This is a genomic window from Embleya sp. NBC_00888 (assembly GCF_045207655.1).
GTDB lineage: Bacteria > Actinomycetota > Actinomycetes > Streptomycetales > Streptomycetaceae > Embleya.
In genome coordinates, this window is record NZ_CP108784.1 from 5,384,999 (window position 1) to 5,408,750 (window position 23,752).

Annotated in this window: 22 protein-coding genes; 14 read left to right on the top strand and 8 right to left on the bottom strand. The window is 72.5% G+C overall.

Annotated elements, in window-relative coordinates; genetic code table 11:
- Positions 1 to 15: 15 nt before the first annotated feature.
- The 4 genes from OG948_RS23100 to OG948_RS23115 form a co-directional block, all read right to left on the bottom strand.
- Positions 16 to 624 (bottom strand): Maf family protein, encoded by a 609-nt coding sequence (locus tag OG948_RS23100; protein WP_406298318.1) that lies wholly within the window; start codon positions 622 to 624, stop codon positions 16 to 18.
- A gap of 35 nt (positions 625 to 659) precedes the next feature.
- Entirely contained in the window at positions 660 to 776 is a 117-nt protein-coding gene (gene mmpB, locus OG948_RS23105; protein WP_395866393.1) for a morphogenic membrane protein MmpB, read from the bottom strand.
- A 126-nt stretch (positions 777 to 902) separates the two neighbouring features.
- Positions 903 to 1,100, bottom strand: a complete 198-nt coding sequence (locus OG948_RS23110; RefSeq protein ID WP_395866391.1) for an acyl-CoA carboxylase subunit epsilon — start codon at positions 1,098 to 1,100, stop codon at positions 903 to 905.
- A gap of 71 nt (positions 1,101 to 1,171) precedes the next feature.
- Positions 1,172 to 2,758: an acyl-CoA carboxylase subunit beta gene (locus OG948_RS23115; protein WP_395866389.1), complete on the bottom strand. Its 1,587-nt coding sequence runs from the start codon at positions 2,756 to 2,758 to the stop codon at positions 1,172 to 1,174.
- A 103-nt stretch (positions 2,759 to 2,861) separates the two neighbouring features.
- Between OG948_RS23115 and OG948_RS23120 the strand changes: the two genes are divergently transcribed.
- The 3 genes from OG948_RS23120 (at position 2,862) to OG948_RS23130 (ending at position 5,678) form a co-directional block, all read left to right on the top strand.
- Positions 2,862 to 3,680, top strand: coding sequence for a biotin--[acetyl-CoA-carboxylase] ligase (locus OG948_RS23120; protein WP_406298320.1), 819 nt, complete (start codon positions 2,862 to 2,864; stop codon positions 3,678 to 3,680).
- A 318-nt stretch (positions 3,681 to 3,998) separates the two neighbouring features.
- Positions 3,999 to 4,529 (top strand): PH domain-containing protein, encoded by a 531-nt coding sequence (locus OG948_RS23125; protein ID WP_406298321.1) that lies wholly within the window; start codon positions 3,999 to 4,001, stop codon positions 4,527 to 4,529.
- Positions 4,530 to 4,586: 57 nt separating this feature from the next.
- Complete coding sequence (locus tag OG948_RS23130; protein ID WP_395866383.1) at positions 4,587 to 5,678, top strand: adenylate/guanylate cyclase domain-containing protein; 1,092 nt, start codon at positions 4,587 to 4,589, stop codon at positions 5,676 to 5,678.
- 49 nt (positions 5,679 to 5,727) lie between these two features.
- Here OG948_RS23130 and OG948_RS23135 read toward each other — a convergent pair whose 3' ends face one another.
- A complete protein-coding gene (locus tag OG948_RS23135) occupies positions 5,728 to 6,123 on the bottom strand; it encodes an SRPBCC family protein (RefSeq protein ID WP_406298322.1) in 396 nt (131 codons plus the stop codon).
- A 379-nt stretch (positions 6,124 to 6,502) separates the two neighbouring features.
- Between OG948_RS23135 and OG948_RS23140 the strand changes: the two genes are divergently transcribed.
- A complete protein-coding gene (locus tag OG948_RS23140; protein ID WP_406298323.1) occupies positions 6,503 to 8,299 on the top strand; it encodes a GGDEF domain-containing protein in 1,797 nt (598 codons plus the stop codon).
- Between the two features lie 114 nt (positions 8,300 to 8,413).
- On the opposite strand, the gene fdhD is transcribed toward OG948_RS23140, so the two are convergent.
- Positions 8,414 to 9,262 carry a formate dehydrogenase accessory sulfurtransferase FdhD gene (gene fdhD / locus OG948_RS23145; protein WP_406298324.1) on the bottom strand — a complete coding sequence of 283 codons (849 nt, stop codon included), beginning with the start codon at positions 9,260 to 9,262 and terminating at the stop codon, positions 8,414 to 8,416.
- Positions 9,263 to 9,424: 162 nt separating this feature from the next.
- On the opposite strand from fdhD, the gene hutH reads away from it, so the two are divergent.
- Both hutH and OG948_RS23155 read left to right on the top strand, forming a co-directional pair.
- On the top strand, positions 9,425 to 10,996 hold the full coding sequence (gene hutH / locus OG948_RS23150; RefSeq protein ID WP_406300320.1) for a histidine ammonia-lyase: 1,572 nt from the start codon (positions 9,425 to 9,427) through the stop codon (positions 10,994 to 10,996).
- A gap of 193 nt (positions 10,997 to 11,189) precedes the next feature.
- Positions 11,190 to 12,050, top strand: a complete 861-nt coding sequence (locus OG948_RS23155) for a MurR/RpiR family transcriptional regulator (protein WP_406298325.1) — start codon at positions 11,190 to 11,192, stop codon at positions 12,048 to 12,050.
- A 102-nt stretch (positions 12,051 to 12,152) separates the two neighbouring features.
- On the opposite strand, the gene OG948_RS23160 is transcribed toward OG948_RS23155, so the two are convergent.
- On the bottom strand, positions 12,153 to 12,440 hold the full coding sequence (locus OG948_RS23160) for a hypothetical protein (protein WP_406298326.1): 288 nt from the start codon (positions 12,438 to 12,440) through the stop codon (positions 12,153 to 12,155).
- Between the two features lie 207 nt (positions 12,441 to 12,647).
- Between OG948_RS23160 and hutU the strand changes: the two genes are divergently transcribed.
- The 7 genes from hutU to OG948_RS23195 all read left to right on the top strand — a co-directional run bounded on the left by hutU (position 12,648) and on the right by OG948_RS23195 (position 21,312).
- Positions 12,648 to 14,321, top strand: coding sequence for a urocanate hydratase (hutU, locus tag OG948_RS23165; protein ID WP_402230414.1), 1,674 nt, complete (start codon positions 12,648 to 12,650; stop codon positions 14,319 to 14,321).
- Positions 14,322 to 14,338: 17 nt separating this feature from the next.
- Complete coding sequence (locus OG948_RS23170; RefSeq protein WP_406300321.1) at positions 14,339 to 15,526, top strand: allantoate amidohydrolase; 1,188 nt, start codon at positions 14,339 to 14,341, stop codon at positions 15,524 to 15,526.
- The gene (locus OG948_RS23175) at positions 15,523 to 16,860 is read left to right on the top strand and encodes a formimidoylglutamate deiminase (RefSeq protein WP_406298327.1); all 1,338 of its coding nucleotides are present in this window, start codon (positions 15,523 to 15,525) and stop codon (positions 16,858 to 16,860) included. Before OG948_RS23170 ends, OG948_RS23175 begins: the two co-directional genes overlap by 4 nt.
- 61 nt (positions 16,861 to 16,921) lie before the next feature.
- Entirely contained in the window at positions 16,922 to 18,088 is a 1,167-nt protein-coding gene (gene hutI, locus OG948_RS23180; RefSeq protein WP_406298328.1) for an imidazolonepropionase, read from the top strand.
- A gap of 208 nt (positions 18,089 to 18,296) precedes the next feature.
- Positions 18,297 to 19,493: an acyl-CoA dehydrogenase family protein gene (locus OG948_RS23185; RefSeq protein WP_406298329.1), complete on the top strand. Its 1,197-nt coding sequence runs from the start codon at positions 18,297 to 18,299 to the stop codon at positions 19,491 to 19,493.
- A 327-nt stretch (positions 19,494 to 19,820) separates the two neighbouring features.
- Entirely contained in the window at positions 19,821 to 20,702 is an 882-nt protein-coding gene (locus OG948_RS23190) for an alpha/beta fold hydrolase (RefSeq protein WP_406298330.1), read from the top strand.
- Between the two features lie 109 nt (positions 20,703 to 20,811).
- Complete coding sequence (locus OG948_RS23195) at positions 20,812 to 21,312, top strand: general stress protein (RefSeq protein WP_395866362.1); 501 nt, start codon at positions 20,812 to 20,814, stop codon at positions 21,310 to 21,312.
- Between the two features lie 115 nt (positions 21,313 to 21,427).
- Here OG948_RS23195 and corA read toward each other — a convergent pair whose 3' ends face one another.
- Positions 21,428 to 22,504 carry a magnesium/cobalt transporter CorA gene (gene corA / locus OG948_RS23200; protein ID WP_406298331.1) on the bottom strand — a complete coding sequence of 359 codons (1,077 nt, stop codon included), beginning with the start codon at positions 22,502 to 22,504 and terminating at the stop codon, positions 21,428 to 21,430.
- 480 nt (positions 22,505 to 22,984) lie between these two features.
- On the opposite strand from corA, the gene OG948_RS23205 reads away from it, so the two are divergent.
- Positions 22,985 to 23,593 carry a suppressor of fused domain protein gene (locus OG948_RS23205; protein ID WP_406298332.1) on the top strand — a complete coding sequence of 203 codons (609 nt, stop codon included), beginning with the start codon at positions 22,985 to 22,987 and terminating at the stop codon, positions 23,591 to 23,593.
- The last annotated feature ends 159 nt before the right edge of the window (positions 23,594 to 23,752 follow it).

The following is a 23,752-nucleotide window of genomic DNA, read 5'->3' on the forward strand; positions in this document are numbered from 1 at the left end:
GGCCGCATCGCCCGATCAGGTCCACAGGTCGACGATCCGCACGCCCACGCCGTCCAGGAGCCGGCGCAGCAGCGGCAACGACAGGCCGATCACATTGCCCGGGTCGCCGTCGATGCCGTCCACGAACGGCGACGCGTACCCGTCCAGGGTGAACGCGCCCGCCACGTGCAGCGGTTCGCCGGTGGCGATGTAGGCGGCGACCTCGTCGTCGGACGGCGTGCCGAACCGCACCGTGGTGGCCCCCACGTCGGACACCCGCAGGCCGCTGCGGCGGTCGATCACGCAGTGCCCGGTCAACAGCACCCCGGAGCGTCCGCGCATGGCCTGCCAGCGGGCCAGCGCGTCGGCGGCGTCGACCGGCTTGCCCAGCGCACGACCGTCCAGCTCCAGCACCGAGTCGCAGCCCAGGACCAGTTCGTCGCCGCCCAGGTCGGCGGCGACCGCGTCGGCCTTGGCCTCGGCGAGCAGCAGCGCGAGTTCGCGCGGGGAGGCGGCGGTGAGCGCGTCCTCGTCGACGCCGCTGACCACGACCTTCGGATCCAGCCCGGCGTCGCGCAGCAGCTTCAGGCGTGCGGGGGAGGCCGAGGCGAGCACGAGGGAACGGGAGGGGGTGCGGTCGGTCATGCCGCCAACGTACCGGGCGCCGGATCGCGGGCCGGTCACAGTCCGAGCAGGAGCAGGCCGAGGATCACCACCACGGGCAGGATCCACACGGCGCGCCGAAGCTGGGCCACGGCGCGCCGGGTTTCCTCGGAGAACTCGTCACGCTCACGCATGCGTCCATCGTGGGCCGCGCATCACGGTGCGATCTTGAGTACGGGTACTCAAGTCGGGTCGTGCGATAGGCCGACAACGCATATGCCGATGGACCGAATTGTCGATCGTCGCAGAAATGGTCCCGGTCAGGACGGCCAGGCGCTCGCGCGCCAGGCCCCCGGCCCGGGACGCAGTTGCCGGCGCACCAGCCGGGCCGGCGCGTTCCACTGCGAGGGCGCCGCCGGCTCCGGCGCGACGCCGCCGCCGCGCGCCTTGGCCGCCACCACGGTGACGATCACGGCCAGCTCCTCCGGGGTGGGTTCACCCCGCACCACCTTGATCATGGGGACCTCCAGGCCCTGACCGGGTCGGCCCGCCGCGCACGGCGCCGCGGGACCGACTCGGTGTGGTCCGACTACAGCGGGATGTTGCCGTGCTTCTTCGGCGGCAGCGTCTCGCGCTTGCCGCGCAGCGCGCGCAGCGCCTTGACCACGTGCGCCCGGGTCGAGGACGGGCGGATCACCGCGTCGACGTAGCCGCGTTCGGCGGCCACGTACGGGTTGCACAGCGTGTCCTCGTACTCCTGGATCAGCCGCGCGCGGGTCGCCTCGGGATCGTCGGCGGCGGCGATGGTGCGCCGGTGCAGGATGTTCGCCGCGCCCTGCGCGCCCATCACCGCGATCTGCGCGGTCGGCCAGGCCAGGTTGACGTCGGCGCCCAGGTGCTTGGAGCCCATCACGTCGTACGCGCCGCCGTACGCCTTGCGGGTGATGATCGTCACCAGGGGCACGGTGGCCTCGGCGTACGCGTAGATCAACTTCGCGCCGCGCCGGATGATGCCGTTCCACTCCTGGTCGGTGCCCGGCAGGAAGCCCGGCACGTCCACGAAGGTCAGCACCGGGATGTTGAACGCGTCGCAGGTGCGCACGAAGCGCGCGGCCTTCTCGGACGCGTCGATGTCCAGCGTGCCGGCGAACTGCATCGGCTGGTTGGCCACGATGCCCACGGATCGACCCTCGACCCGGCCGAAGCCGACCACGATGTTCGGCGCGAACAGCGGCTGGACCTCCAGGAAGTCCGCGTCGTCCAAGACGTGCTCGATCACCGTGTGGATGTCGTACGGCTGGTTCGCCGAGTCCGGGATGAGCGTGTCCAGCTCGCGGTCGTGGTCGGTGGTCTCCAGGTCGGCGGCCTCGTCGAAGGACGGGGCCTCCTCCAGGTTGTTGCTCGGCAGGTAGGACAGCAGGCCCTTGACGTACTCCAGGGCGTCCTTCTCGTCCGCGCCCATGTAGTGCGCGTTGCCGGACTTGCTGTTGTGCGTGCGCGCGCCGCCGAGGTCCTCCATCGTGACGTCCTCGCCGGTGACCGTCTTGATCACGTCGGGACCGGTGATGAACATCTGCGAGGTCTGGTCGACCATCACGACGAAGTCGGTGAGCGCGGGCGAGTACACGTGGCCGCCGGCCGCCGCGCCCATGATCAGCGAGATCTGCGGGATCACCCCGGAGGCGATCACGTTGCGACGGAAGATCTCGCCGTACAGGCCGAGCGAGACGACGCCCTCCTGGATGCGCGCGCCGCCGCCCTCGTTGATGCCCACCAGCGGGACGCCGGTCTTGATCGCGAGGTCCTGGATCTTGACGATCTTCTCGCCGTACACCTCGCCCAGGCTGCCCCCGAACACGGTGACGTCCTGGGAGAACACGCACACCTGGCGACCGTCGACCGTGCCGGAACCGGTCACGACGCCGTCGCCGTAGGGGCGGTTGGCCTCCAGGCCGAAGTTGGTCGAGCGGTGCCGCGCGAACTCGTCGAGTTCGACGAACGAGCCCTCGTCGAGCAGGTACTCGATCCGCTCGCGCGCGGTCATCTTGCCCTTGGCGTGCTGCTTCTCGACCGCTCGGGCGCTTCCGGCGTGAACCGCCTCGTCGATGCGACGCTCGAGGTCGGCCAGCTTCCCGGCGGTGGTGTGGATGTCGGGATCGCCCTGTACTGGGTCCATCGTGCTGGCTCCTGTCAAGTCGAACGGCGGCGATCGGTAGCGTAGCCGCGCCACGCCGGCGAGCATCACCGCCCTGCCCCGCGGTGCCTTCTAGGGTGATCGGATGGACTCTCCTTTCACGGATCTGGACCGCCCGCCCCTGAACGAGGCGGCGCTGCGCCGGGCCCTGCTGGTACCGGGTGGGTTGTGGCGCGAGGTGGACGTGCTGCCCGAGACCGGATCGACCAATGTCGACCTGGCCCGCAGGGCGGACGAGGCGGAGGGCCTGATCCTGGTCGCCGAGTCGCAGGTGGCCGGGAAGGGCCGGCTGGACCGGCGCTGGAGCGCGCCGCCACGCTCGGGCATCGCGGTGTCGGTGACGCTGGCGCCGAACGAGGTGCCGGTCGCGCGCTGGGGCTGGCTGCCGCTGCTGGCCGGGGTGGCCGCGGCCGCGGCGGTGTCCCGGGTGGCCGGTGTGCAGGCGCGGCTGAAGTGGCCCAACGACCTGCTGGTGGGCGAACGCAAGCTGGCCGGGATCCTGGCCGAGCGGGCCGGCGCGGGCGTGGTGCTGGGCATCGGCCTGAACGTCTCGCTGCGCGAGGAGGAACTGCCGGTACCGACCGCGACCTCGTTGCTGCTGGCCGGGGCCGAGAGCATCGACCGGGATCCGATCCTGCGCGCGATCCTGCGCGAGTTGGAGGACTGGTACACCCGCTGGCGGCTGGCCGGCGGCGACGCGCGTACGAGCGGCCTGCTCGCCGCCTACACCGACGCGTGCGCCACGATCGGGCGCCGGGTCCGGGTCGAACTCCCGGCGGACCGCACCCTGGAGGGTCCGGCCACCGGCATCGACGACGACGGCCGGCTCCTGGTCACCACCACCGACGGCCCCACCGCGGTCGGCGCCGGCGACGTGGTCCACGTCCGTCCCACCACCGACTGACCACCCGCCCCACCCGCGCCCGCCGGCCGCGCATCGCATGTTCGTCCTTTCCCGCCACGTGCGCTGCGAGGCCGGCTCGGCTCCACTCCCCGGCCGAATTCCGCGGCTCGGCCACCGCCGGTCGCGGGTCGCGTGTTCGTCCCTACCCGCCACCCGCGCCGCGAGGCCGTCCCGGCTCCACCTCTCGCCCGAATTCCACAGCCTCCGCACCTTGCGCAACGGGTAAGCGGGTGGGCGCAAAAACCATGCCTTCGGCATGCCTCCCGGCCCTCCGCCCAGGAGACCCGCACAATCGTGGGTGACCCATCAGGAGGCCCGGTGTTCCCCATCACAGCCGAGGTCGACGACGACACGCTCTTCGTCGTGCGTCCGCACTGGATGCACCTCGTCCGCCCCGCCCTCGCCCTGTTCGCCACCGTCGCCGTCACCGGCTTCCTCGCCGCGCTGACCCCGCCGAACGCCGCCGCGGGCTGGATCCAGCCCGCCGTGCTCCTGGCCGGCCTCGCGGTGCTGATCCGCTGGAGCGTCGTCCCGTGGCTGGCCTGGCTGGGCACGCTGTACTCGGTCGCCGCGGACCGGATGACCGTGCGTACCGGCACGGTGACCCGGGAGATCCGGGTGGTTCCGTTCGCCCGGGTGGAGGACGTACTGGTCGAGCACGAGTCGTTCGCGGACCGCGTGCTCGGCGCGGGCACCCTCGTGCTGGTGCCGGTCGGCGACCGGGACCAGCTCGAACTGCCCGGTCTGCCGCGCGTGGTGCGGCTGCAGAGCGAGCTGCTCGTGCTCGTGCGGCGGGCCGCCGCCGAGCGCGGGAAGCAGGTGGCTCCGCCCGACCCCGAACCTTTGTGACCCCCGACACGTAGTGTGGCTCCGACGAGACCATCCTTCGCACACCGGTGGAGCCACATGCCCGAGGAACGGACCCGCGTGGAGCCCGGCGCGGGCGCCGGGGCCGACGCGGCCGATCAGCACGCCCTGCCCGACCTGTCCGACATCGAGGCGGTCAACAACACCATCGCCGACGTCGAGCAGGTCGTCCTGGGCGCACCACGGCGATACACCTCGGGCCAGGTCGCCGACCTGGTCGGAGTGCCCCTCGACGAGGCCCGCAGGTTGTGGCGGGGCCTGGGCTTCGCCGACTTCGGTCCGGCCCGCGCGTTCACCGACGCCGACGTCGCGGCGCTCAAGCACCTGCGCGAGCTGACCGAGTCCGGGCTGTTGCCGGCCACGGTCGCGGCGCAGTTCGTGCGCTCGGTCGGCCAGACCATGGCCCGGTTCGCCGAATGGCAGACCGAGGCGTGGGTGGAGTACATCGGCAACGAACTCACCGGCAGCCGCTCCGAGCAGGTGGTCACCACCGCGGGCGACGTGATGCTCGAGCTCGAACCGCTGGTCATCTACGCCTGGCGGCGACACCTGGCCGCGGCCAGCTCGCGGGCGATGCAGGGCCTGACCGATCCGCAGACGGTGGGCCAGTCGCTGGCCGTCGGCTTCGCCGACCTGGTCGGTTTCACCCGGCTGTCGCGCAACCTGGAGGAGGCCGAGCTCGGCCGCCTCGTGCAGACCTTCGAGGACACCGCCGTCGACGTGATCGCCGAGCAGGGCGGGCGGCTGGTCAAGACGCTGGGCGACGAGGTGCTGTTCGTGACCTTCTCGCCGGACTCGGCGGTCGAGCTGGGCCTGCGGCTGGTCGAGGCGATGGCACAGGAGGAGATCCTGCCCGCGCTGCGGGTGGGGATCGCGTACGGCCACGTGCTCTCCCGGATGGGCGACGTGTTCGGCACCACGGTCAACCTGGCCAGCCGGTTGACCGCGCTGAGCCCCAAGGACGCGGTGGTGGTCGACCGCGAACTGGCCGCGGCGCTGGAGGGCGACAACCGCTACGAACTGCACCCGATGTGGCGCCGCCCGGTGCGCGGCCTGGGCCTGGTCGAACCCTGGACGGTCTGCCGCCCGGGAAGCCCGTTGCCCGATCCGCTCGCCCCGGCGGTCGGGTGAGGCCCGGATCCGGCCCGGGACACCCGGCGCCCCGGTGTCCGCGACGCGGTCAGGCGAAGGCCGCCCGCAGGTCGCGCAGCGCCGGTCGCATCACCACGTGTTCGAGCTCGCGCAGCACCGCGAGTTGTTCGGTCGGCGTGCTCTCGAACCGGACCGACCACACCACCAGGCACATCGTGCCGCCGGCGATCGATTCGAGTGCGAGCCGGCCGAGCAGCGGCAGGCCGTCCAGCGCCCGGTAGGTATAGGTGTGGTGTGCCGCGTCGTGCGAGACCAGCCGTTCGCGCACGGTCGAGCCGTCGGGTCTGCGGACGCGTCGTTCGTTCCCGTCGTGCTCGTCCACCGGCCACGGGTACCACCCGGACGGGTCCTCGAAGTCTCCTACTGCCTCCCAGATCCGGATGGCCGGTACGTCGATCGCGGCGATGACGGAAAGCGTGGGCACGCGTCGCTCCTTCGGGCTGTGCCCGCGACCGTACTCGTTCGGCCGAGATCGTGGGACCCCTCCACGTTGTCTTCACAACCTCTCGCCCCGATGCGCCCTGCTGCGCTACGGAGCGGACACGGGGCGTTGCGGGCGCGAGGCACAGGAGTAATGTGCGCAGGACGCGAAGCCGGGGTATACAAGCGCTTCGCTCGCACCGGAGCGAGCCCCCGGGCTCACGCGCGGGCGCACGGCGGCCACGTCGGCGCCGGCCGGGGCCCACAACTTGGAACACACGCGAACAGCGACCCGTCGAGGTGGCGGCATGACGCGGGTGCACGTTGCCATAAATCGGGCAATATCTGACATATCCTCTGGTCTCGGTGCTGGTGGATTGGGGGTGAGAACCGTAGCTTCGCGACCCGATTCGAGCGCTCCCGGAACCGAGGGCTCGGGCGGCCTGCCCGACGATCTGCCCGGTATGCCCGGGGACACGTGTCCGGAACCCGTCGCCCTGGTCGAGGGGCCGGACGCGGCCCGCAGGCTGCACGCGATCATCCATCTGGCCAAGACGCTCGCCACCACCCACCACTTCCTCGAGGTGGTCCGGGTGTCCGCGGCCCAGGCCCGGTCGGCGATGGGCGCCGCGCACGCCTCGATCTCGGTCTGGGAGCGGGACACCGGACGGCTGCGCGTGCTGGTCAACGACGGCGAACTCGCCGAGGGCGAGGAACCGCTGCCGGCCGCGGAGACGTATCCGGTCACCGACTTCCCGGACATCATCGAGTCCGAGTCCTGGCCCACCACGTGGTCGCGCTGTGTGGACGATCCCGAGCACGCGCGCGACCCCGAGCGGGTCGCGGCGATGCTGCGCCGGGGCCGGCACGACTGCATGGTCGCGCCGATCATGGTCGAGGGCCGGGTGTGGGGCGAGCTGTATCTGGCCCGGCGCTCCGACCAGTCGCGGTTCGAGCCGGTGGACGCCGAGTTCGCCGGGGTGCTCGCCGCGCAGATCTCGGCCGGGCTGGCCCAGGCCGAGCACTTCGAGCGGATCGAGAAGCTGGCCTTCACCGACCCGCTGACCGGCCTGGCCAACCGGCGCGCGATCGACGCCCGGCTGGACGAGGCGATGGCCCGGCACTACCGCGAGGGCGTCGTGGTCAGCCTGATCGTCTGCGACGTCAACGGCCTCAAGCGGCTCAACGACGAGCGCGGCCACGACGTCGGCGACCGCCTCCTGGAGCGGTTCGCCGACCAGCTCTCCGCGTGCGGCGCGATGTTGCCGGGCGCGATGGCGGCCCGGCTCGGGGGCGACGAGTTCTGCGTGCTCGCCGAGGGCTATCCGCCGGACGACGTGGTCGCGGTCGCCGAGGAACTGTGTCGGCGCGCGCTGCGGATGCACGACGGCGAGGGCGTGGCCTGCGGTGTGGCCTCCACCGGCGATCCGGTGGGCCCGGTGACCAGCGCGGACCGCCTGTTCCGGCTCGCCGACGCGGCGCAGTACCGGGCCAAGGGCTCGCGCTCGACCCGGCCGGTGGTCGCCGGGCGCGGGCAACAGCCCGACCTGACCCTGTCCCTGGCGCGGGAGGCGCAGGACGACGCGGAGGCCGAGGGCCCCGGCCCGCACCGCGACCGCCGCCGGTTCCGCGGCGCGCTGCACAACGCCGAACCGGGCCGGCTGCTCGCGGCGGTACTCGCGGTCCTGGACGAGCGCGAGCCCAAGAGCGTGCACCGCGCGGACACGCTGGGCCGGCTGGAAATCGTCGCCGACACCTTCGCGCGGATGCTGGACGGGGTCGCGTGGTGGGTGTCCTACCTGCCACCGGGCGGCCGGGTGCTGCGCACGGTGCGCTACTCGATCCACCGCCTGACCGGCGTGCAGAGCCAGGCGGGGCAGCGCTACGACGCGGTCACCGCCGAATACGACCTGGCGCACTATCCGGCCACGGCGCACGCGGTGCAGGGCGGCAGCTTCGTCGCCGAACTCGGTGACCCGGGCACCGATCCGGCCGAGGAGGACCTGCTCCTGGTGGGCGGCTACAAGGCGATGGTCGCGGCCGGCGGCAGCAACGCGGCGGGCGGCTGGCTGGTCGAGATCTACGCCGACGACCTGAGCCTGAGCGTCACCGGCCTGGCCCCGGTGCTGCGCGCGCTGGTGGCGGTCGCGCTGACCGGAGGCGCCTCGCTCCCGGAGTGACGGCGCGGACGGGCGCCCGGCTTCCGGGGCGACCGCACGGACCGGCCCTTCGCCGACACGGCGACCGCGACCGTCGCAAGGACCCGGGCGGCCGGGCTCGGAGCGCCCCCGCGATCAGGCCGACGGCCGGGACGAGTGCACCGTCACCCGATCCTGGTGGCTGTACACGTTCGCCGAGCGCCCGCGCAGGAAGCCGACCAGGGTCACCCCCGCGTCCGCGGCCAGGTCCACCGCCAGTCCGGACGGGGCGGACACCGCGGCCATCACCGGCACCCCCGCCATCGCGGCCTTCTGGGTCAGCTCGAACGAGGCCCGCCCGCTGACCATCAACACGTGGCCGGCCAGGGGCAGCAGGCCCTCGCGCAGCGCCCAGCCGACTACCTTGTCCACCGCGTTGTGCCGACCCACGTCCTCGCGCACGCACACCATGTCGCCGGCCGCGGTGAACAGGCCCGCCGCGTGCAGGCCACCGGTGCTGGCGAACACCTTCTGCGCCGCCCGCAGCCGATCGGGCAACGCGTACAGCACCTCCGCGTCCACCCGAACCGGGTCCGCGAGCACGTCGAAGCGCGACATCCGGCGCAGCCCGTCGATCCCGGTGCTGCCGCAGATCCCGCACGCGCTCGAGGTCCACACCCCGCGCATCAGGCCCGGATCCGGGGCGGGCACGTGCGCTGCGAGCACCGCGTCCACCACGTTGTACGTGTTGTGGCCCTCCTCGTCGGTGCCCGCGCAATAGCGCATCGCGGTCAGGTCCCGGGCCGCGCCGATCACGCCCTCGGCCGCCAGGAACCCGGCGACCAGGTCGAAGTCGTCACCCGGTGTGCGCATGGTCACCGTGATCGTGCGCCCGCCGATCCGGATGTCCAGCGGCTCCTCGGCGACGAGCGTGTCGGTGCGGGTGACGGCCGGTGCGTCGCCGCCCAGTCGCAGGACCTTGTGGCGAGAGGTGACCCGACCCACGGCACTGCCTTTCCTCGGTTCTCTCCGGGCGGTCGGATCCGCTCCGGGACGGCGCACGACCGGTGGCACGGAAACGCCGCGAACGTGCCGTACGCCTCCCGGCACGGTAGCCGCCCTGGCGTTGTCGCGATCCATGCACATAATGTTCGAGTGAATAATGATCTGCACAGCGCCCCAGAGACCGCCCCCGCCACCGTCCTGATCGGCGAGGCCGGGATGTCCCCGCAGGATGTCCTCGCGGTCGCCCGCGCCGGCGCGCGCGTCGAACTCACCGAGAGCGCGATCAAGGCGATGGCCGCATCACGCGCGGTCGTCGAGGGCCTCGCCGCGCGCACCGAACCCGTGTACGGGGTGTCCACCGGCTTCGGCGCGCTCGCCGTCCGGCACATCAGCCCCGAACTGCGCACCCGACTCCAGCATTCGCTGGTCCGCTCGCACGCCGCCGGAATGGGCCCCCGGGTCGAGGACGAGGTGGTCCGCGCGCTGATGCTGCTGCGGCTCAAGACGCTGTGCTCGGGACGCACCGGGGTGCGGCCGATCGTCGCGCGGACCATGGCCGGACTGCTCAACGCGGGCATCACGCCGGTGGTCCGCGAATTCGGCTCGCTCGGGTGCAGCGGCGACCTGGCGCCGCTGGCGCACTGCGCGCTCGTGCTCACCGGCGAGGGCGAGGCGGCCGGCCCCGACGGCGTGGTGCGACCCGCCGCGGAACTGCTCGCCGCGGCCGGGCTGGAGCCGATCGAGCTCAAGGAGAAGGAGGGCCTGGCCCTGATCAACGGCACCGACGGCATGCTGGGCATGTTGTTGATGGCCGGGGCCGACCTCGCCCGCCTGTTCACCACCGCCGACATCACCGCCGCGATGACGATGGAGGCGCTCCTGGGCACCTCCCGCGTGCTCGACCCGGCGCTGCACGCCATCCGCCCGCACCCGGGCCAGGCGGCCAGCGCGGCGAACATGCTGCGGGTGCTGGAGGGTTCCGCGCTGACCGGGCACCACCAGGACGCCGCGCCGCGCGTCCAGGACGCCTACTCGGTGCGCTGCGCGCCGCAGGTCGCGGGCGCCGGCCGGGACACCCTCGCGCACGCGCTGCTGGTGGCCGACCGCGAACTCGCCTCCGCCGTGGACAACCCGGTGATCCTGGAGGACGGCCGGATCGAGTCCAACGGCAACTTCCACGGCGCGCCGGTGGGCTACGTGCTCGACTTCCTCGCCGTCGCGGTGGCCGACCTCGGCTCGATCGCCGAGCGCCGCACCGACCGCCTGCTCGACCCCTCCCGCTCGCACGGCCTGCCCGCGTTCCTCGCCGACGACCCCGGCGTCGACTCCGGCCTGATGATCGCGCAGTACACCCAGGCCGCGCTGGTCTCCGAGTGCAAGCGCCTGGCGATGCCCGCGTCGGCCGACTCGATCCCCAGCTCGGCGATGCAGGAGGACCACGTCTCGATGGGCTGGAGCGCGGCCCGCAAGCTGCGCCGCGCGATCGACAACCTCAACCGCATCCTGGCCATCGAGCTCACCACCGCCGCCCGCGCCCTGGACATGCGGGTCGCCGCCGGCCTCGGCGCGCCCGCGCCCGCCACCGCCGCGGTGATCGCCGCGTTGCGTGCGAGCGGCGCCGAGGGGGTGGGCCCGGACCGCTTCCTGGCCCCCGACCTGGAGGCCGCCGACGCCTTCGTCCGGGCCGGCAAGGTGATCGAGGCCGTCGGCTCGGCGGCCGGCGAGCTGAACTGACCCCCGCGCGCCGCACCGACCCCGAGCGCGCCGATCCGAGCCGGCGTCGGATCGGGCAGGATTGCCTGGCGCGGACCGCCGCCACCCGCGGCGGTCCGCGCCTTCCCGCAGCGTCCGCAGCCGGGCCCGCCGCACCCGGTGGGCGCGCCCGAGCGACGCGCCGGCAACGGCGACGACCCAGCAACGAGGAGACATGTCGGTGGCCGACGACGAAGCGAGCCCTTCCGCCCGCCTGCTCGCCCTCTTCGAGCGCCACCGGCTCACCCCCACCCAGCGCCGGATCGCCCACTGCCTGGTCCGGCACGCGGGCGAGGCGGTGTTCCTCTCCAGCGTCGAGGTGGCCCAACTCGCCGGGGTCAGCCAGCCCTCGGTGACCCGGTTCGCGGTCGCGCTCGGCTTCGACGGCTACCCGGCACTGCGCCGACACCTGCGCGAACTCGGGCTGCCGACCACGTCCGAGTCCTCCGCCGAGGTGGACCGCAACGAGTACGTCGGCGCCGTGCACGCCGAGATCGCCAACCTGACCCGGGTCGCCGAGCAACTCGCCGACCCGGGCCCGATCGCCCGCGCCGCCGCGCTGCTCGCGCCCTCGCGCCCGCTGGTGGTGCTGGGCCTGCGGACCGGGATGGCGCCGGCGCGCGGCTTCGGCTATTTCGCGGCCAAGGTGCTGCCCGAGGTGCGGGTGCTGGACGAGGGCGGCTCGCTCCTGGTGGACCGGCTCGACCAGGCCCGCGCGGCGGGCGCCACCGGCCTGCTGTGCTTCGCGCTGCCGCGCTATCCGCGGGAGTTGGGCGAGGGCCTGCGGGTCGCGCGCGACCTGGGCCTGCGGATCGTCACCGTCACCGACAGTCCGTTCGCGCCGGCGGCGGCGCTGTCCGACGCGGTGCTGATCGCGGGCGTCGGTTCGCAGTTGGTCTTCGACTCGTACGGGGCACCGATCCTGATGGGGCAGATCCTGCTCCAGGCGATGTGCGATATCGAGCCTGCGCGGGCGCAGGCCCGGTTGGAGGAGTTCGAGAAGCAGGCGGGGGAGCGCGGGCTGTTCGACGTGTGAGCCTCGCGGTGGCGGCCGGCTTGTCCTCAAACGCCGGACGGGCTGATTTTGCTGTGACCGGGTGCGGTGCCGGGGTCGGGTGTCGCGCGGCGTCGGGTGACCTCAAACGCCGGACGCGCCGTTGTGGCCGCGGTGCGCCGGCATGATCGAGATGGCGCCGAGCATGGCCAGTACGCCGACGAGCGCCGCGCCGCCGGCGATCAGCGCGGTCTCCGCGTAGCGCGGGATGCTGAGCAGGAAGCCGCCGGTACACAGCAGCGCGCCGATCATCACCACCAGGGCCACCACGCCCGGCTCGCGCCCTCGACCGCGCACCAGCATGACCAGGCCCGCGAACGCGACGAACGCGCCCAGTGCGGTGATCGCCCAGAGCACCTCCTGCAGATCCATGCCGACCGGCTACCCGGCGCCGGTCCGCGCCGACCGCCGATCGCATGAAATGGCACCGAATGGGTCAAGTCCCTCGATGTCGCGCTGCCCACACCACCCACTGGGCCGGCTCTCTTGGCGACGCCTTGCAGAACAGATAGATTCACTCTCGAACGGACTGAATGTTTTCATACAGAGATCGTGCACGGAGACAGAAGGGGCGCCGCCATGTCGGACCACACCGCAGGACCGCGCGAGGTTCGCGCACCACGCGGGAGCACGCTCACCACCCGCGGCTGGCAGCAGGAGGGCGCCCTGCGGATGTTGCTGAACAACCTCGACCCCGAGGTCGCCGAGCACCCGGACAAGCTGGTCGTCTACGGCGGCACCGGCAAGGCGGCGCGCGACTGGCGCTCGTTCGAGGCGATCACCCGCACGCTGACCACGCTGAAGCAGGACGAGACGCTGCTCGTGCAGTCCGGCCGTCCGGTCGGCGTGATGCAGACCCACGAGTGGGCCCCGCGCGTGCTGATCGCCAACTCCAACCTGGTGCCCGACTGGGCCAACTGGGAGGAGTTCCGCCGGCTGGAGTCGGCCGGACTGACCATGTACGGCCAGATGACCGCCGGCTCGTGGATCTACATCGGCACCCAGGGCATCCTCCAGGGCACCTACGAGACCTTCGCCGCGGTCGCGGCCAAGCGCTTCGGCGGCACCCTCGAAGGCACCATCACGCTGACCGCCGGCCTCGGCGGCATGGGCGGCGCGCAGCCGTTGGCGGTGACCATGAACGGCGGCGTGGTCATCTGTATCGACTGCGACCCCTCGCGGATCGACCGCCGGATCGAGCACGGCTACTGCGACACCCGGGTCGAGACGCTGGACGCCGCGCTCCAGCTCGCGGTCGAGGCGCGCGACGCCCGCCGCCCGCTGTCCATCGGCCTGCTGGGCAACGCCGCCGAACTGGTCCCGCAGCTTCTCGCGATGGACGCCCCGATCGACATCGTCACCGACCAGACCTCGGCCCACGACCCGCTCGCCTACCTGCCGGTCGGCGTCGCGTTCGAGGACATGGCCGAGTACGCGCGCACCAAGCCCGCCGAGTTCACCGACCGCGCACGCGAGTCGATGGCCCGCCACGTCGAGGCGATGGTCGGCTTCCAGGACAAGGGCGCCGAGGTCTTCGACTACGGCAACTCGATCCGCGGCGAGGCGCAACTGGCGGGCTACACCCGCGCCTTCGACTTCCCCGGCTTCGTCCCGGCGTACATCCGGCCGCTGTTCTGCGAGGGCAAGGGCCCGTTCCGCTGGGCCGCGCTCTCCGGCGACGCGCGCGACATCGCCAAGACCGACAAGGCCGTGCTCGACCTGTTCCCGGAGAACGAGTCGCTGGCCCGCTGGATCAAGCTCGCCCAGGAGAAGGTGCACTTCCAGGGCCTGCCCGCACGGATCTGCTGGCTGGGCTACGGCGAGCGGGACAAGGCCGGCGAGCGCTTCAACGACATGGTCGCCTCGGGCGAGTTGGCCGCGCCGATCGTGATCGGCCGCGACCACCTGGACTGCGGCTCGGTGGCCAGCCCGTACCGGGAGACCGAGGGCATGCTCGACGGCTCCGACGCGATCGCCGACTGGCCGCTGCTGAACGCGATGGTCAACGTGGCCTCCGGCGCCTCGTGGGTGTCCATCCACCACGGCGGCGGTGTCGGCATCGGCCGCTCGATCCACGCCGGCCAGGTCACCGTCGCGGACGGCACGCCGCTGGCGGGCGAGAAGATCCGCCGGGTGCTCACCAACGACCCCGGCATGGGCGTGATCCGGCACGTGGACGCCGGCTACGACCACGCCGTCGACGTCGCCGACGAGCGCGGCGTGCGGGTGCCGATGCGGGAAGGCGACGCGTGAGCACCGGCTTCGAGGCGATGTGGCGCGACCTGCTTCCGGTGGGTCGCGCCACGACCGGCGGCTACCGCCGGTACGCGTGGACCGACGCGGACACCGAGTGCCGCGCCTGGTTCCGCGAACAGGCCCAGAGCCGGAACCTGATCTACGAGGAGGACCGCAACGGCAACCAGTGGGCGTGGACCGCGCCCGGCGCCGACGCGATCGTGATCGGCAGCCACCTGGACTCGGTGCCGGACGGCGGCGCCTACGACGGACCGCTCGGCGTGGTCTCCTCGTTCGCCGCGCTCGACCTGCTGCGCGAGCGCGGCGCCGACTCGGCGCGGCCACTGGGGATCGTCAACTTCGCCGACGAGGAGGGCGCCCGGTTCAACGTCGCGTGTGTCGGATCCCGGTTGTCCGCCGGGGTGCTGACGCCGGATCAGGCACGTGCGCTGAAGGACGCCGACGGCGTCTTCCTGGGCGACGCGATGGAGCGCGCCGGTGTCGACCCGGCCGGGATCGGCGCCGACCCGGAGCGGCTGGGCCGCATCCGCGCGTTCGTCGAACTGCACGTCGAGCAGGGCCGCGACCTGGTGCACCGCGACCGCGCGGTGGGCGTGGCCTCGGCGATCTGGCCGCACGGACGCTGGCGGTTCGACTTCCGGGGCGAGGCCAACCACGCGGGCACCACCCGCCTGGAGGACCGGCACGACCCGATGCTGACCTACGCCAACACCGTGCTCACGGCCCGCAAGAAGGCCCACCTCGCCGGCGCGCTGGCCACCTTCGGCAAGGTCGACGCGCGGCCCGGCGCGGCCAACGCGATCGCCTCCGAGGTGCGCGGCTGGCTCGACTCGCGGGCCGCCGACGAGCACACGCTGGACGACCTGGTCGCCGAGATCATCCGGACCGCCGGCGAGCGCGGCGACCGGGACGGGGTCGCCGTACAGGTCACCCGCGAGTCGTTCACGCCGGTCGTCGAGTTCGAGGGCCCGCTGCGCGACCGGATCGCCAAGCACCTCGGCGGTGCGCCGATCCTGCCCACCGGCGCCGGACACGACGCGGGCATCCTGTCCGCGCGCGTACCCACGGCGATGTTGTTCGTCCGCAACCCGACCGGCGTGTCGCACTCGCCGGCGGAGAGCGCCGAGATGGTGGACTGCCTTGCGGGCGTCACGGCGCTCGCCGACGTGGTGACCGACCTGATCAGCGAGGACCTCGGGTGAGCGAGTACTGGTGTGAACTGGTGCAGACCCGCACCGGGATCGAACGCGACGTGCTGCTCGTGGTCGAGGACGGCCGGATCGCGTCGGTCACCCCCGACCGCCCGGCACCGGGCGGCGCCTCGGTGCTGCCCGGGCTGACCATCCCGGGCCTGGCCAACGCCCACTCGCACGCCTTCCACCGGGCGCTGCGCGGACGCACCCAGACCGGCACCGGCACGTTCTGGACCTGGCGCGACCAGATGTACCAGGCGGCCGGCCGGCTGGACCCGGACAGCTACCTCGCGCTCGCGCGCGCGGTGTACGCGGAGATGGCGCTCGCCGGGATCACCTCCGTCGGCGAGTTCCACTACCTGCACCACGGTCCGGACGGCACCCCGTACGACGACCCCAACGCGATGGGCCACGCGCTGATCGAGGCGGCCCGCCAGGCCGGCGTCCGGATCACCCTGCTGGACACCTGCTACCTGCACGGCGGCCTCACCGCCGACGGCTACCGGCCGCTGGAAGGCGTGCAGCGCCGATTCGGCGACGGCGGCTCGGACGCCTGGTACGAACGCTGGGGCGCGCTGCGCGGCGACGACAACACCCGGATCGGCGCGGCCATCCACTCGGTCCGGGCGTTCGACACCAAGGACGGCTACGCGACCTGGGCCGCGCGCACCGAGGGTGTCCCGGTACACGTGCACCTGTCCGAACAGCCCGCCGAGAACGCGGCGTGCGTCGCGCACCACGGGCTGACCCCCACCGGGCTGCTGGACGCGCACGGCTTCTGGAGCGCGAACGCGACGGCGGTGCACGCGACCCACCTCACCGACGCCGACATCGCCGCGCTGGCCCGGGCCGAAGCCGGCGTGTGCTTCTGCCCGACCACCGAACGCGACCTCGCCGACGGCATCGGCCCGGCCGGCGAGCTGGCCCGAGCTGGCGTGCCGCTGTCCCTGGGCAGCGACAGCCAGGCGGTGATCGACCTGTTCGAGGAGGCCCGCGCGGTCGAACTCGACGAGCGGCTGCGCACCGGCCGGCGCGGCCACTTCACCTCCGCCGCGCTGCTCGCGTACGCCACCGGCACCGGCCACCGCGCGCTCGGTTGGCCGGACGCCGGCCGGATCGAACCGGGCGCCCTCGCCGACCTGACCACGATCGGCCTGGACTCGGTCCGACTGGCCGGCACGGTTCCGCGGCTGGCCACCGAGGCGGCGGTGTTCGCGGCCACCGCGAGCGACGTCACGCACGTCATGGTCGGCGGACGCACCATCGTCCGCGACGGCGTGCACCAGCTCGTGGACGCGGTGCCGCAGGCGTTGGGCACGGCCATCCACGGCCTGTTCGGCTGATCCGCGGCCGTTCCGCCCCGGAGCGGCCGATCCCCCTCGAACCGGAAGGGACCACTCGCGCGTGGCCACCACCCTGATCACCAACATCGGCTCGCTGGTCACCAACGACCCCGACCTCGGCACCGGCCCGCTCGGCCTGATCGAGGACGCGGCTCTCGTGCTCGACGGCGACCGGGTCGCGTGGGTGGGGGCCGCCGCGGGTGCCCCGGACGCCGACACCCGCCACGACGCCGAGGGACGCGCGGTGCACCCCGGCTTCGTCGACTCGCACGCGCACCTGGTGTTCGCGGGCGACCGCACCGCCGAATTCGACGCGCGGATGTCCGGACAGGCCTACCGGGCGGGCGGCATCCGCACCACGGTGGCCGCGACCCGCGCCGCGAGCGACGAACACCTCGCCGCGAACGCCGCGCGGCTGATCGAGGAGGCGGCCCGCCAGGGCACCACCACGATCGAGATCAAGTCCGGCTACGGCCTCACCGTCGCCGACGAAGAACGCGCGCTGCGGATCGCGTCCGCGTTCACCCCCGAGACCACCTACCTGGGCGCGCACATCGTCGCGCCGGAGTACGCGGACGACGTGGCCGGCTACGTCGACCTGGTCACCGGCCCGATGCTCGACGCGTGCGCCCCGCACGCCCGCTGGGTGGACGTGTTCTGCGAACGCGGCGCGTTCGACGGCGACCAGGCCCGGGCGATCCTGAAGGCCGGCGTCGCCCGGGGCCTGATCCCGCGCGTGCACGCCAACCAGCTCGGACACGGGCCCGGCGTACAGCTCGCGGTCGAACTCGGCGCGGCCTCGGCCGACCACTGCACCCACCTCACCGACGCCGACGTGGACGCGCTGGCCGCCGGCGACACGGTCGCCACGCTGCTCCCGGGCGCCGAGTTCTCCACCCGCGCGGTCTACCCCGACGCCCGCCGGCTGTTCGCCGCCGGCGTCGACGTCGCGCTCTCCACCGACTGCAACCCCGGATCGAGCTACACCACGTCGATGCCGTTCTGCGTCGCGCTCGCGGTCCGCGACATGGGCATGACGCCGGACCAGGCGCTGTACGCGGCGACGGCCGGCGGCGCCCGCGCGCTGCGCCGCGAGGATGTGGGCGTCCTGCGTGCGGGCGCGCGCGCCGACGTGGTCGAACTCGACGCGCCCTCGCACGTACACCTGGCCTACCGGCCCGGGGTGCCGCTGGTGCGCGGGGTGTGGCGCGCCGGAGTGCGGGTCTGACCGGCGGTAACCGTCGGGGCACGGGTCGGGGCACTCCCCGGGGCCTGCGTCCGACAGACCGTTCGAAATCGACGTGCCCGCGTTACGGACCCCCTCTGTCGCGACCCGCCGCGCTCGTGGATACTCCCCGGTAACTCTCTCAACCAGAAGCGTGGCCGGGACCCCGGTGGTGGGGCCCGGACATGCGCAGACGGAAGGAGCGCCGCCCATGGGCCGCCTCGCACAGACCGACGGACTCACCGATGTCCAGCGGGAGATCCTCGCCACCGTGCGCACCTTCGTGGACAAGGAGATCATTCCGGTCGCCACGGAGCTGGAGCACAGGGACGAGTATCCGGCGGAGATCGTCGAGGGCATGAAGGCCATGGGCCTGTTCGGTCTGATGATCCCGGAGGAGTACGGCGGCCTCGGCGAGTCGCTGCTGACCTACGCGCTGGTGGTCGAGGAGATCGCGCGCGGCTGGATGAGCGTGTCCGGCATCATCAACACGCACTTCATCGTCGCGTACATGATCAAGCAGCACGGCACCGACGAGCAGAAGGCGTACTACCTGCCGAAGATGGCCGAGGGCGAGATCCGCGGCGCGTTCTCGATGTCCGAGCCGCACTGCGGGTCCGACGTCTCGGCGATCCGCACCAAGGCGGTGCCGGACGGCGAGTTCTACGTGCTCAACGGTCAGAAGATGTGGCTGACCAACGGCGGCAGCGCCAACCTGGTCGCGGTGCTCACCAAGACCGAGTTGGGCGAGGAGTCGGTCTACCGGAACATGACCACGTTCCTGATCGACAAGGAGTCCGGCTTCGGCGAGACCCGGCCGGGCCTGACCATCCCCGGCAAGATCGACAAGATGGGCTACAAGGGCGTCGACACCACCGAGATGGTGCTCGACAACTGTCGCGTGCCGGCCGACCGGATCCTGGGCGGGGTGCCCGGCAAGGGCTTCTACCAGATGATGGACGGCGTCGAGGTGGGCCGGGTGAACGTGGCCGCGCGCGGCTGCGGGGTCGCGCATCGCGCGTTCGAGCTGGGCATCCGGTACGCGCAGCAGCGGGAGACCTTCGGCAAGCCGCTGACCGGCCACCAGGCGATCCAGTTCAAGCTGGCCGAGATGGCGACCAAGGTCGAGGCCGCGCACGCGATGATGGTCAACGCGGCACGCAAGAAGGACGCGGGCGAGCGCAACGACCTCGAGGCGGGGATGGCCAAGTACCTGGCCTCCGAGTACTGCAAGGAAGTCGTCGAGGACGCGTTCCGGATCCATGGCGGGTACGGGTTCTCGCGCGAGTTCGAAATCGAGCGCCTCTACCGCGAGGCCCCGATGTTGCTGATCGGCGAAGGTACGGCCGAGATCCAGAAGATGATCATCGGGCGGCGCCTGCTGGAGGACTACAAGCTCAAGGGCTGACGCCTGGGGCAGCGCTCCCGCCTCGGATCTCGGGGCGGGAGCGACCCATACCCGCGAGCGCGGGGCCGACGCGTCCCTATACAGCCGTTCCATTTCGAATTCGGAACCATCCCCGCAGCGCGGGGCTCGAAGTGCGGCGCAACCAGCCCAACGAGCGGGTCCCCGTGTCGTTACGCCGAACTCGGCTCGGTGCCCTGCGCGCGTGTGTGCGACCAACCGGGTCCGGTATGGGCTTGGTCGGCGTAGTGGTCGCGTCGTTGCGGGGCGAGGATGGGGTGGCGGCCGATGATGGCGATACGTGTAACCGCCAGTGATCGGGAGCCCACCATGGCCGCGAGACGCCCGGTACCGGTACCGCCCGGCACATTCGTCCGGATCGACGGGACCGCCGTGCACGTGGTGCGCGAGGGCACCGGACCGGTGGTGATCGCCACCGGCGGGCTCGGGGGCGCGTGGTTCGACTGGGATCCGGTGGTGCCGCTGCTCACCGCCGACTGCACGGTGGTGCGGTTCGACCGGCCGGGCCTGGGCTACTCCGAGCCGGACCCGCGACCGCCCACCCTGGCGGGCGAGGCCGAGCGGATCGCCGCGCTGGCCGACGCGCTCGCGCTGCCCGGCCCGTACGTCCTGCTCGCCCACTCGCTCGGCGCGTTCCACGTCGAGGGCTTCGCGCGGCTGTTTCCCGAGCGCACCGCCGGACTCGTGCTGGTGGACCCGAGCAACGAGGACAAGCCCAGGTCCCGACCCGCCCGCCGGGCCCGGGTGCGGGCCGCGCGGCTGGCCGGGGGAGCGATGCGGGTCAGTGGGCTGGCCCGGGCGATCGGCCCCGCCGCGCGCCGGTCGATCCTGTTCACCCAGTCGCGCCGGCATCGCGACGTGGCGGACGCGCGCTGGGTGCGCGGCAGTTACGGATCGGGCCGGTTCTTCGCGACCGCGCTGACCGAGAACGCCACCTACTTCGACGTCGCCGCCGAGCTCGCCGATCTGCGCCGGGTCGCACCGCTGCCGGACGTGCCGTTGCGGGTGCTGGCCGCCGCCGGCGGGTACGAGAGCCTGGCCGCGCGGGCCCGCTGGGTGCGCGCGCTGCGCACGCTGGCGAACCTGTCCCCGCGCGGGCGCTGCGACGTGCTGGACGACTCCGCGCACTTCGTGATGCTGGACCGCCCGGACGCGGTGGCCGATGCGGTGCGCGAGGTTTTGTCCGATTGATCGATTTCTATGGATTGGTCACGTGTTGTGACCAATTTCGCCGGGTACACGCATCGGGTCGAACAACCACCCGGCCCACCACCCGGCATCGATGCGAGGCGGCACACCCATGTTCGGTCAGCAGAACCTCCCCCCGGGCGCCGGTGCGCCCGGCCCCGACCTCGCCAACACCGGCCAGGTGATCGCGTCGTACACGAACTACGCGGGTGCCCAGCGTGCGGTCGACTACCTGTCCGACAACGAGTTCCCGGTGGAGAACACCGCCATCGTCGGCGCCGACCTGCGGATGGTCGAGAACGTGCTCGGCCGGCTCACCGCGGGCAAGGCGGCGGCGTCCGGCGCGGCCAGCGGCGCGTGGTTCGGTCTGATGATCGGACTGTTCCTGGGCATCTTCGCGGTCCGCGCGCACGGTTGGCTCTGGCTGGTGCTGATGGGCCTGGTCTGGGGTATCGCGGCGGGCGCGCTGTTCGGCTGGCTGGGCTACAAGGCCCTGGGCGGGCGCCGGGACTTCGTCTCCACGAGCCAGATCGTGGCCTCCCGCTACGACGTGGTGGTGCGTCCGGACCTGGCCGAGCGGGCCCGCAATCTGGTGGGCCGGCTCGACCTGTAGGGGCGCGTCCGTCCGGGTGGCCGGCGCGGGCCCGCGCGTGGCCGTCGCGTCCGCGCGCGGTCGGTGTACGTGCGCGGCCGGCGTGTATGTGCGGCGTGTACGTGCGGCGTGTGCGTCACAACCACCCGTTGCGACGGAAGCCCCGGTGCATGAGCGTGCACACGACGACGATCACCGACAGCGTCATCGGGTAGCCGTACCGCCACTTCAGTTCCGGCATGTGCTCGAAGTTCATGCCGTACACGCCGGCCAGCATCGTGGGCACCGCGAAGATCGCCACCCACGCGGAGATCTTGCGCATGTCCTCGTTCTGCGCGACGGTCACCTGCGCGAGATTGGCCTGCAGGATCGAGGTCAGCAGTTCGTCGAACGAGGCCACCTGCTCGCCGACGCGCGACAGGTGGTCCTCGACGTCGCGGAAGTACTCGCGGATGTCCGGGTGCACCTGGCGCATCGGGCGCTCGGCCAGCGCGTGCAGCGGGCGGGCCAGCGGCGCGACGGCGCGCTTGAGTTCGAGCAGTTCGCGCTTGAGCTGGTAGATCCGACCCGCGTCGCCCGCGCCACCGCCGCCGAACACGTCGTTCTCGACCTGGTCGATGTCGTCCTGGATGAGCTGGGCGACGTCGAGGTAGGTGTCCACCACCCGGTCGGCGACGGCGTGCAGCACCGCCGAGGGCCCGGCGGCGAGCAGTTCGCCGCCGTCCTCCAGCCGACAGCGCAGGTCGGCGAGCGCGCCGTGCCGGCCGTGCCGCACGGTGACCACGAAGTCGTTGCCGAGGAAGACCATGATCTCGCCGGTCTCGACGATCTCGCTGGTCGCGGAGAGCTGCTCGTGCTCGACGTAGGTCACCGTCTTGAACACCGCGAACAGGGTGTCGTCGTAGCGCTCCAGCTTGGGCCGCTGGTGCGCGTGCACGGCGTCCTCGACGGCGAGCGGGTGCAGCCCGAACCGCTCGGCGATACCGGACAGTTCGAGCGCGCTGGGCTCGTGCAGGCCGATCCAGACGAAGCCGCCGCCGGTGCGCACCTCGTGGATCGCCGAGTCGGGATTCGCGTACCCGTCCAGGCGCCGGCCGTCGCGGTACACGGCGCAATCCACCACACAGTTCCCAGTCGCCACGGGCGTGGTGGACGGCAGCGGGGTGCGGCGGGACGGGCGGACTGCGGCGCGGAGGTCGCGGATCATCGACATGACGGGTCTCCTGCACTGACCGGCACGCGCCGACGCCGCCACGCCGCGGCGGGCAGGCCGCGGGGAGCGTCGACACGGGCGAGCGGAACGAATCACCGAAAGAACGGCAAAAGATCCTGACGCCCCGTCACGGAGGAAATTCGGAGATCGGGTACCGGGTCGCGATGCGGTGGCCGGCACTCGGCGAAAGTCTCGGAAACCCTCAGAAAGGGCGGGGCGTGCGACTGGATCGGGGAAGATCGGGTGAGCCGCCGGTACTGCACGGTGTGCTGGTATGCACCACGATCACCTCCCACGGCCGGTCCCCGCTGGGGGAAAGCCTTCGCTCGTCGACCGGGTGGGTCGAGGCGAGGGCGAGTCCGTCATCCGATGGCGCGCGAGGATGTCCACATCCGCGGGCCGACTACGTAGAGTACACCAGGACGCCGGCTGCAATGGCCGGTATGCGAAGGGCTCCTGACGGCGAATTAGCATGCAGGCATGTTCGACTTCACGCCGGGACCCGAGCCGGTCGACCCCACCTCGCAGGTCGAGGCGCATCTGACGGCCGCGTTCGGCGACCCCACCGGCCGAGCCGGTGTCACCTTCGTCGGCGCGGATCGCATCGAGGTGCTGCGTTTCGGACCCGACGCGGGCGGCGTGGTCCGGTACGCGACGCTGGGCATGTCCCGGGCCCCGATGGCCGATCCGGCGGCGGTGCTGGCCGATCCGATCGCGGGCCCGCGGGCCGAGTTGGTGCTCTCGGTACGCGGCGGGCACGACTCGGTGTTGCGGCCGTTGGCCGTGCTGGGCGCGACCCCGCAGGTGGAGGGCCTGGTGATCGCGCCCGGTGCCTCGCTCGACCTGGGCGGCCCGCTGTGGGACGGCGCCGGCTTCCACGCGGTGCTGGTGGCCGAGCCCGGCGGCCTGTTGGCCGACCTGCCGCTGCCCGAACCCGCCGACGCGGTCCGCTTCTTCCCGTTGTTGCCGATGACTCCGGCCGAGGCCGCCTGGAAGCGGGCCCAGGGCGCGGAGGCGCTCCAGGAGAAATGGCTCCGCGCGGGCACGGACCTTCGTGATCCGAACCGCCGTGCGGTGCCGCTGGGTTGAGGGGCGGGTTGGTGTGTTCGGGCCGCCGGCCCCGGGGGTCTCGTGGGGAGATTCCTCCGGGGCCGGCGGCCTTTGCGGGGGCGGGTGCGCCCTTCGCGTGCGCTTTGGGAGTGCTTTCCGGGTGCGCGTGCGCTTTTCGTGTGGGCTTTTCGTGTGCGG

What these genes read in the sequence shown, in the direction of transcription:
- OG948_RS23100 (WP_406298318.1), bottom strand. Translation starts at nt 624, where the DNA reads ATGACCGACCGCACCCCCTCCCGTTCCCTCGTGCTCGCCTCGGCCTCC.
- mmpB (WP_395866393.1), bottom strand. Translation starts at nt 776, where the DNA reads ATGCGTGAGCGTGACGAGTTCTCCGAGGAAACCCGGCGCGCCGTGGCC.
- OG948_RS23110 (WP_395866391.1), bottom strand. Translation starts at nt 1,100, where the DNA reads ATGATCAAGGTGGTGCGGGGTGAACCCACCCCGGAGGAGCTGGCCGTG.
- OG948_RS23115 (WP_395866389.1), bottom strand. Translation starts at nt 2,758, where the DNA reads ATGGACCCAGTACAGGGCGATCCCGACATCCACACCACCGCCGGGAAG.
- OG948_RS23120 (WP_406298320.1), top strand. Translation starts at nt 2,862, where the DNA reads ATGGACTCTCCTTTCACGGATCTGGACCGCCCGCCCCTGAACGAGGCG.
- OG948_RS23130 (WP_395866383.1), top strand. Translation starts at nt 4,587, where the DNA reads ATGCCCGAGGAACGGACCCGCGTGGAGCCCGGCGCGGGCGCCGGGGCC.
- OG948_RS23155 (WP_406298325.1), top strand. Translation starts at nt 11,190, where the DNA reads ATGTCGGTGGCCGACGACGAAGCGAGCCCTTCCGCCCGCCTGCTCGCC.
- OG948_RS23160 (WP_406298326.1), bottom strand. Translation starts at nt 12,440, where the DNA reads ATGGATCTGCAGGAGGTGCTCTGGGCGATCACCGCACTGGGCGCGTTC.
- hutU (WP_402230414.1), top strand. Translation starts at nt 12,648, where the DNA reads ATGTCGGACCACACCGCAGGACCGCGCGAGGTTCGCGCACCACGCGGG.
- OG948_RS23170 (WP_406300321.1), top strand. Translation starts at nt 14,339, where the DNA reads ATGTGGCGCGACCTGCTTCCGGTGGGTCGCGCCACGACCGGCGGCTAC.
- OG948_RS23185 (WP_406298329.1), top strand. Translation starts at nt 18,297, where the DNA reads ATGGGCCGCCTCGCACAGACCGACGGACTCACCGATGTCCAGCGGGAG.
- OG948_RS23190 (WP_406298330.1), top strand. Translation starts at nt 19,821, where the DNA reads ATGGCCGCGAGACGCCCGGTACCGGTACCGCCCGGCACATTCGTCCGG.
- OG948_RS23195 (WP_395866362.1), top strand. Translation starts at nt 20,812, where the DNA reads ATGTTCGGTCAGCAGAACCTCCCCCCGGGCGCCGGTGCGCCCGGCCCC.
- corA (WP_406298331.1), bottom strand. Translation starts at nt 22,504, where the DNA reads ATGTCGATGATCCGCGACCTCCGCGCCGCAGTCCGCCCGTCCCGCCGC.
- OG948_RS23205 (WP_406298332.1), top strand. Translation starts at nt 22,985, where the DNA reads ATGTTCGACTTCACGCCGGGACCCGAGCCGGTCGACCCCACCTCGCAG.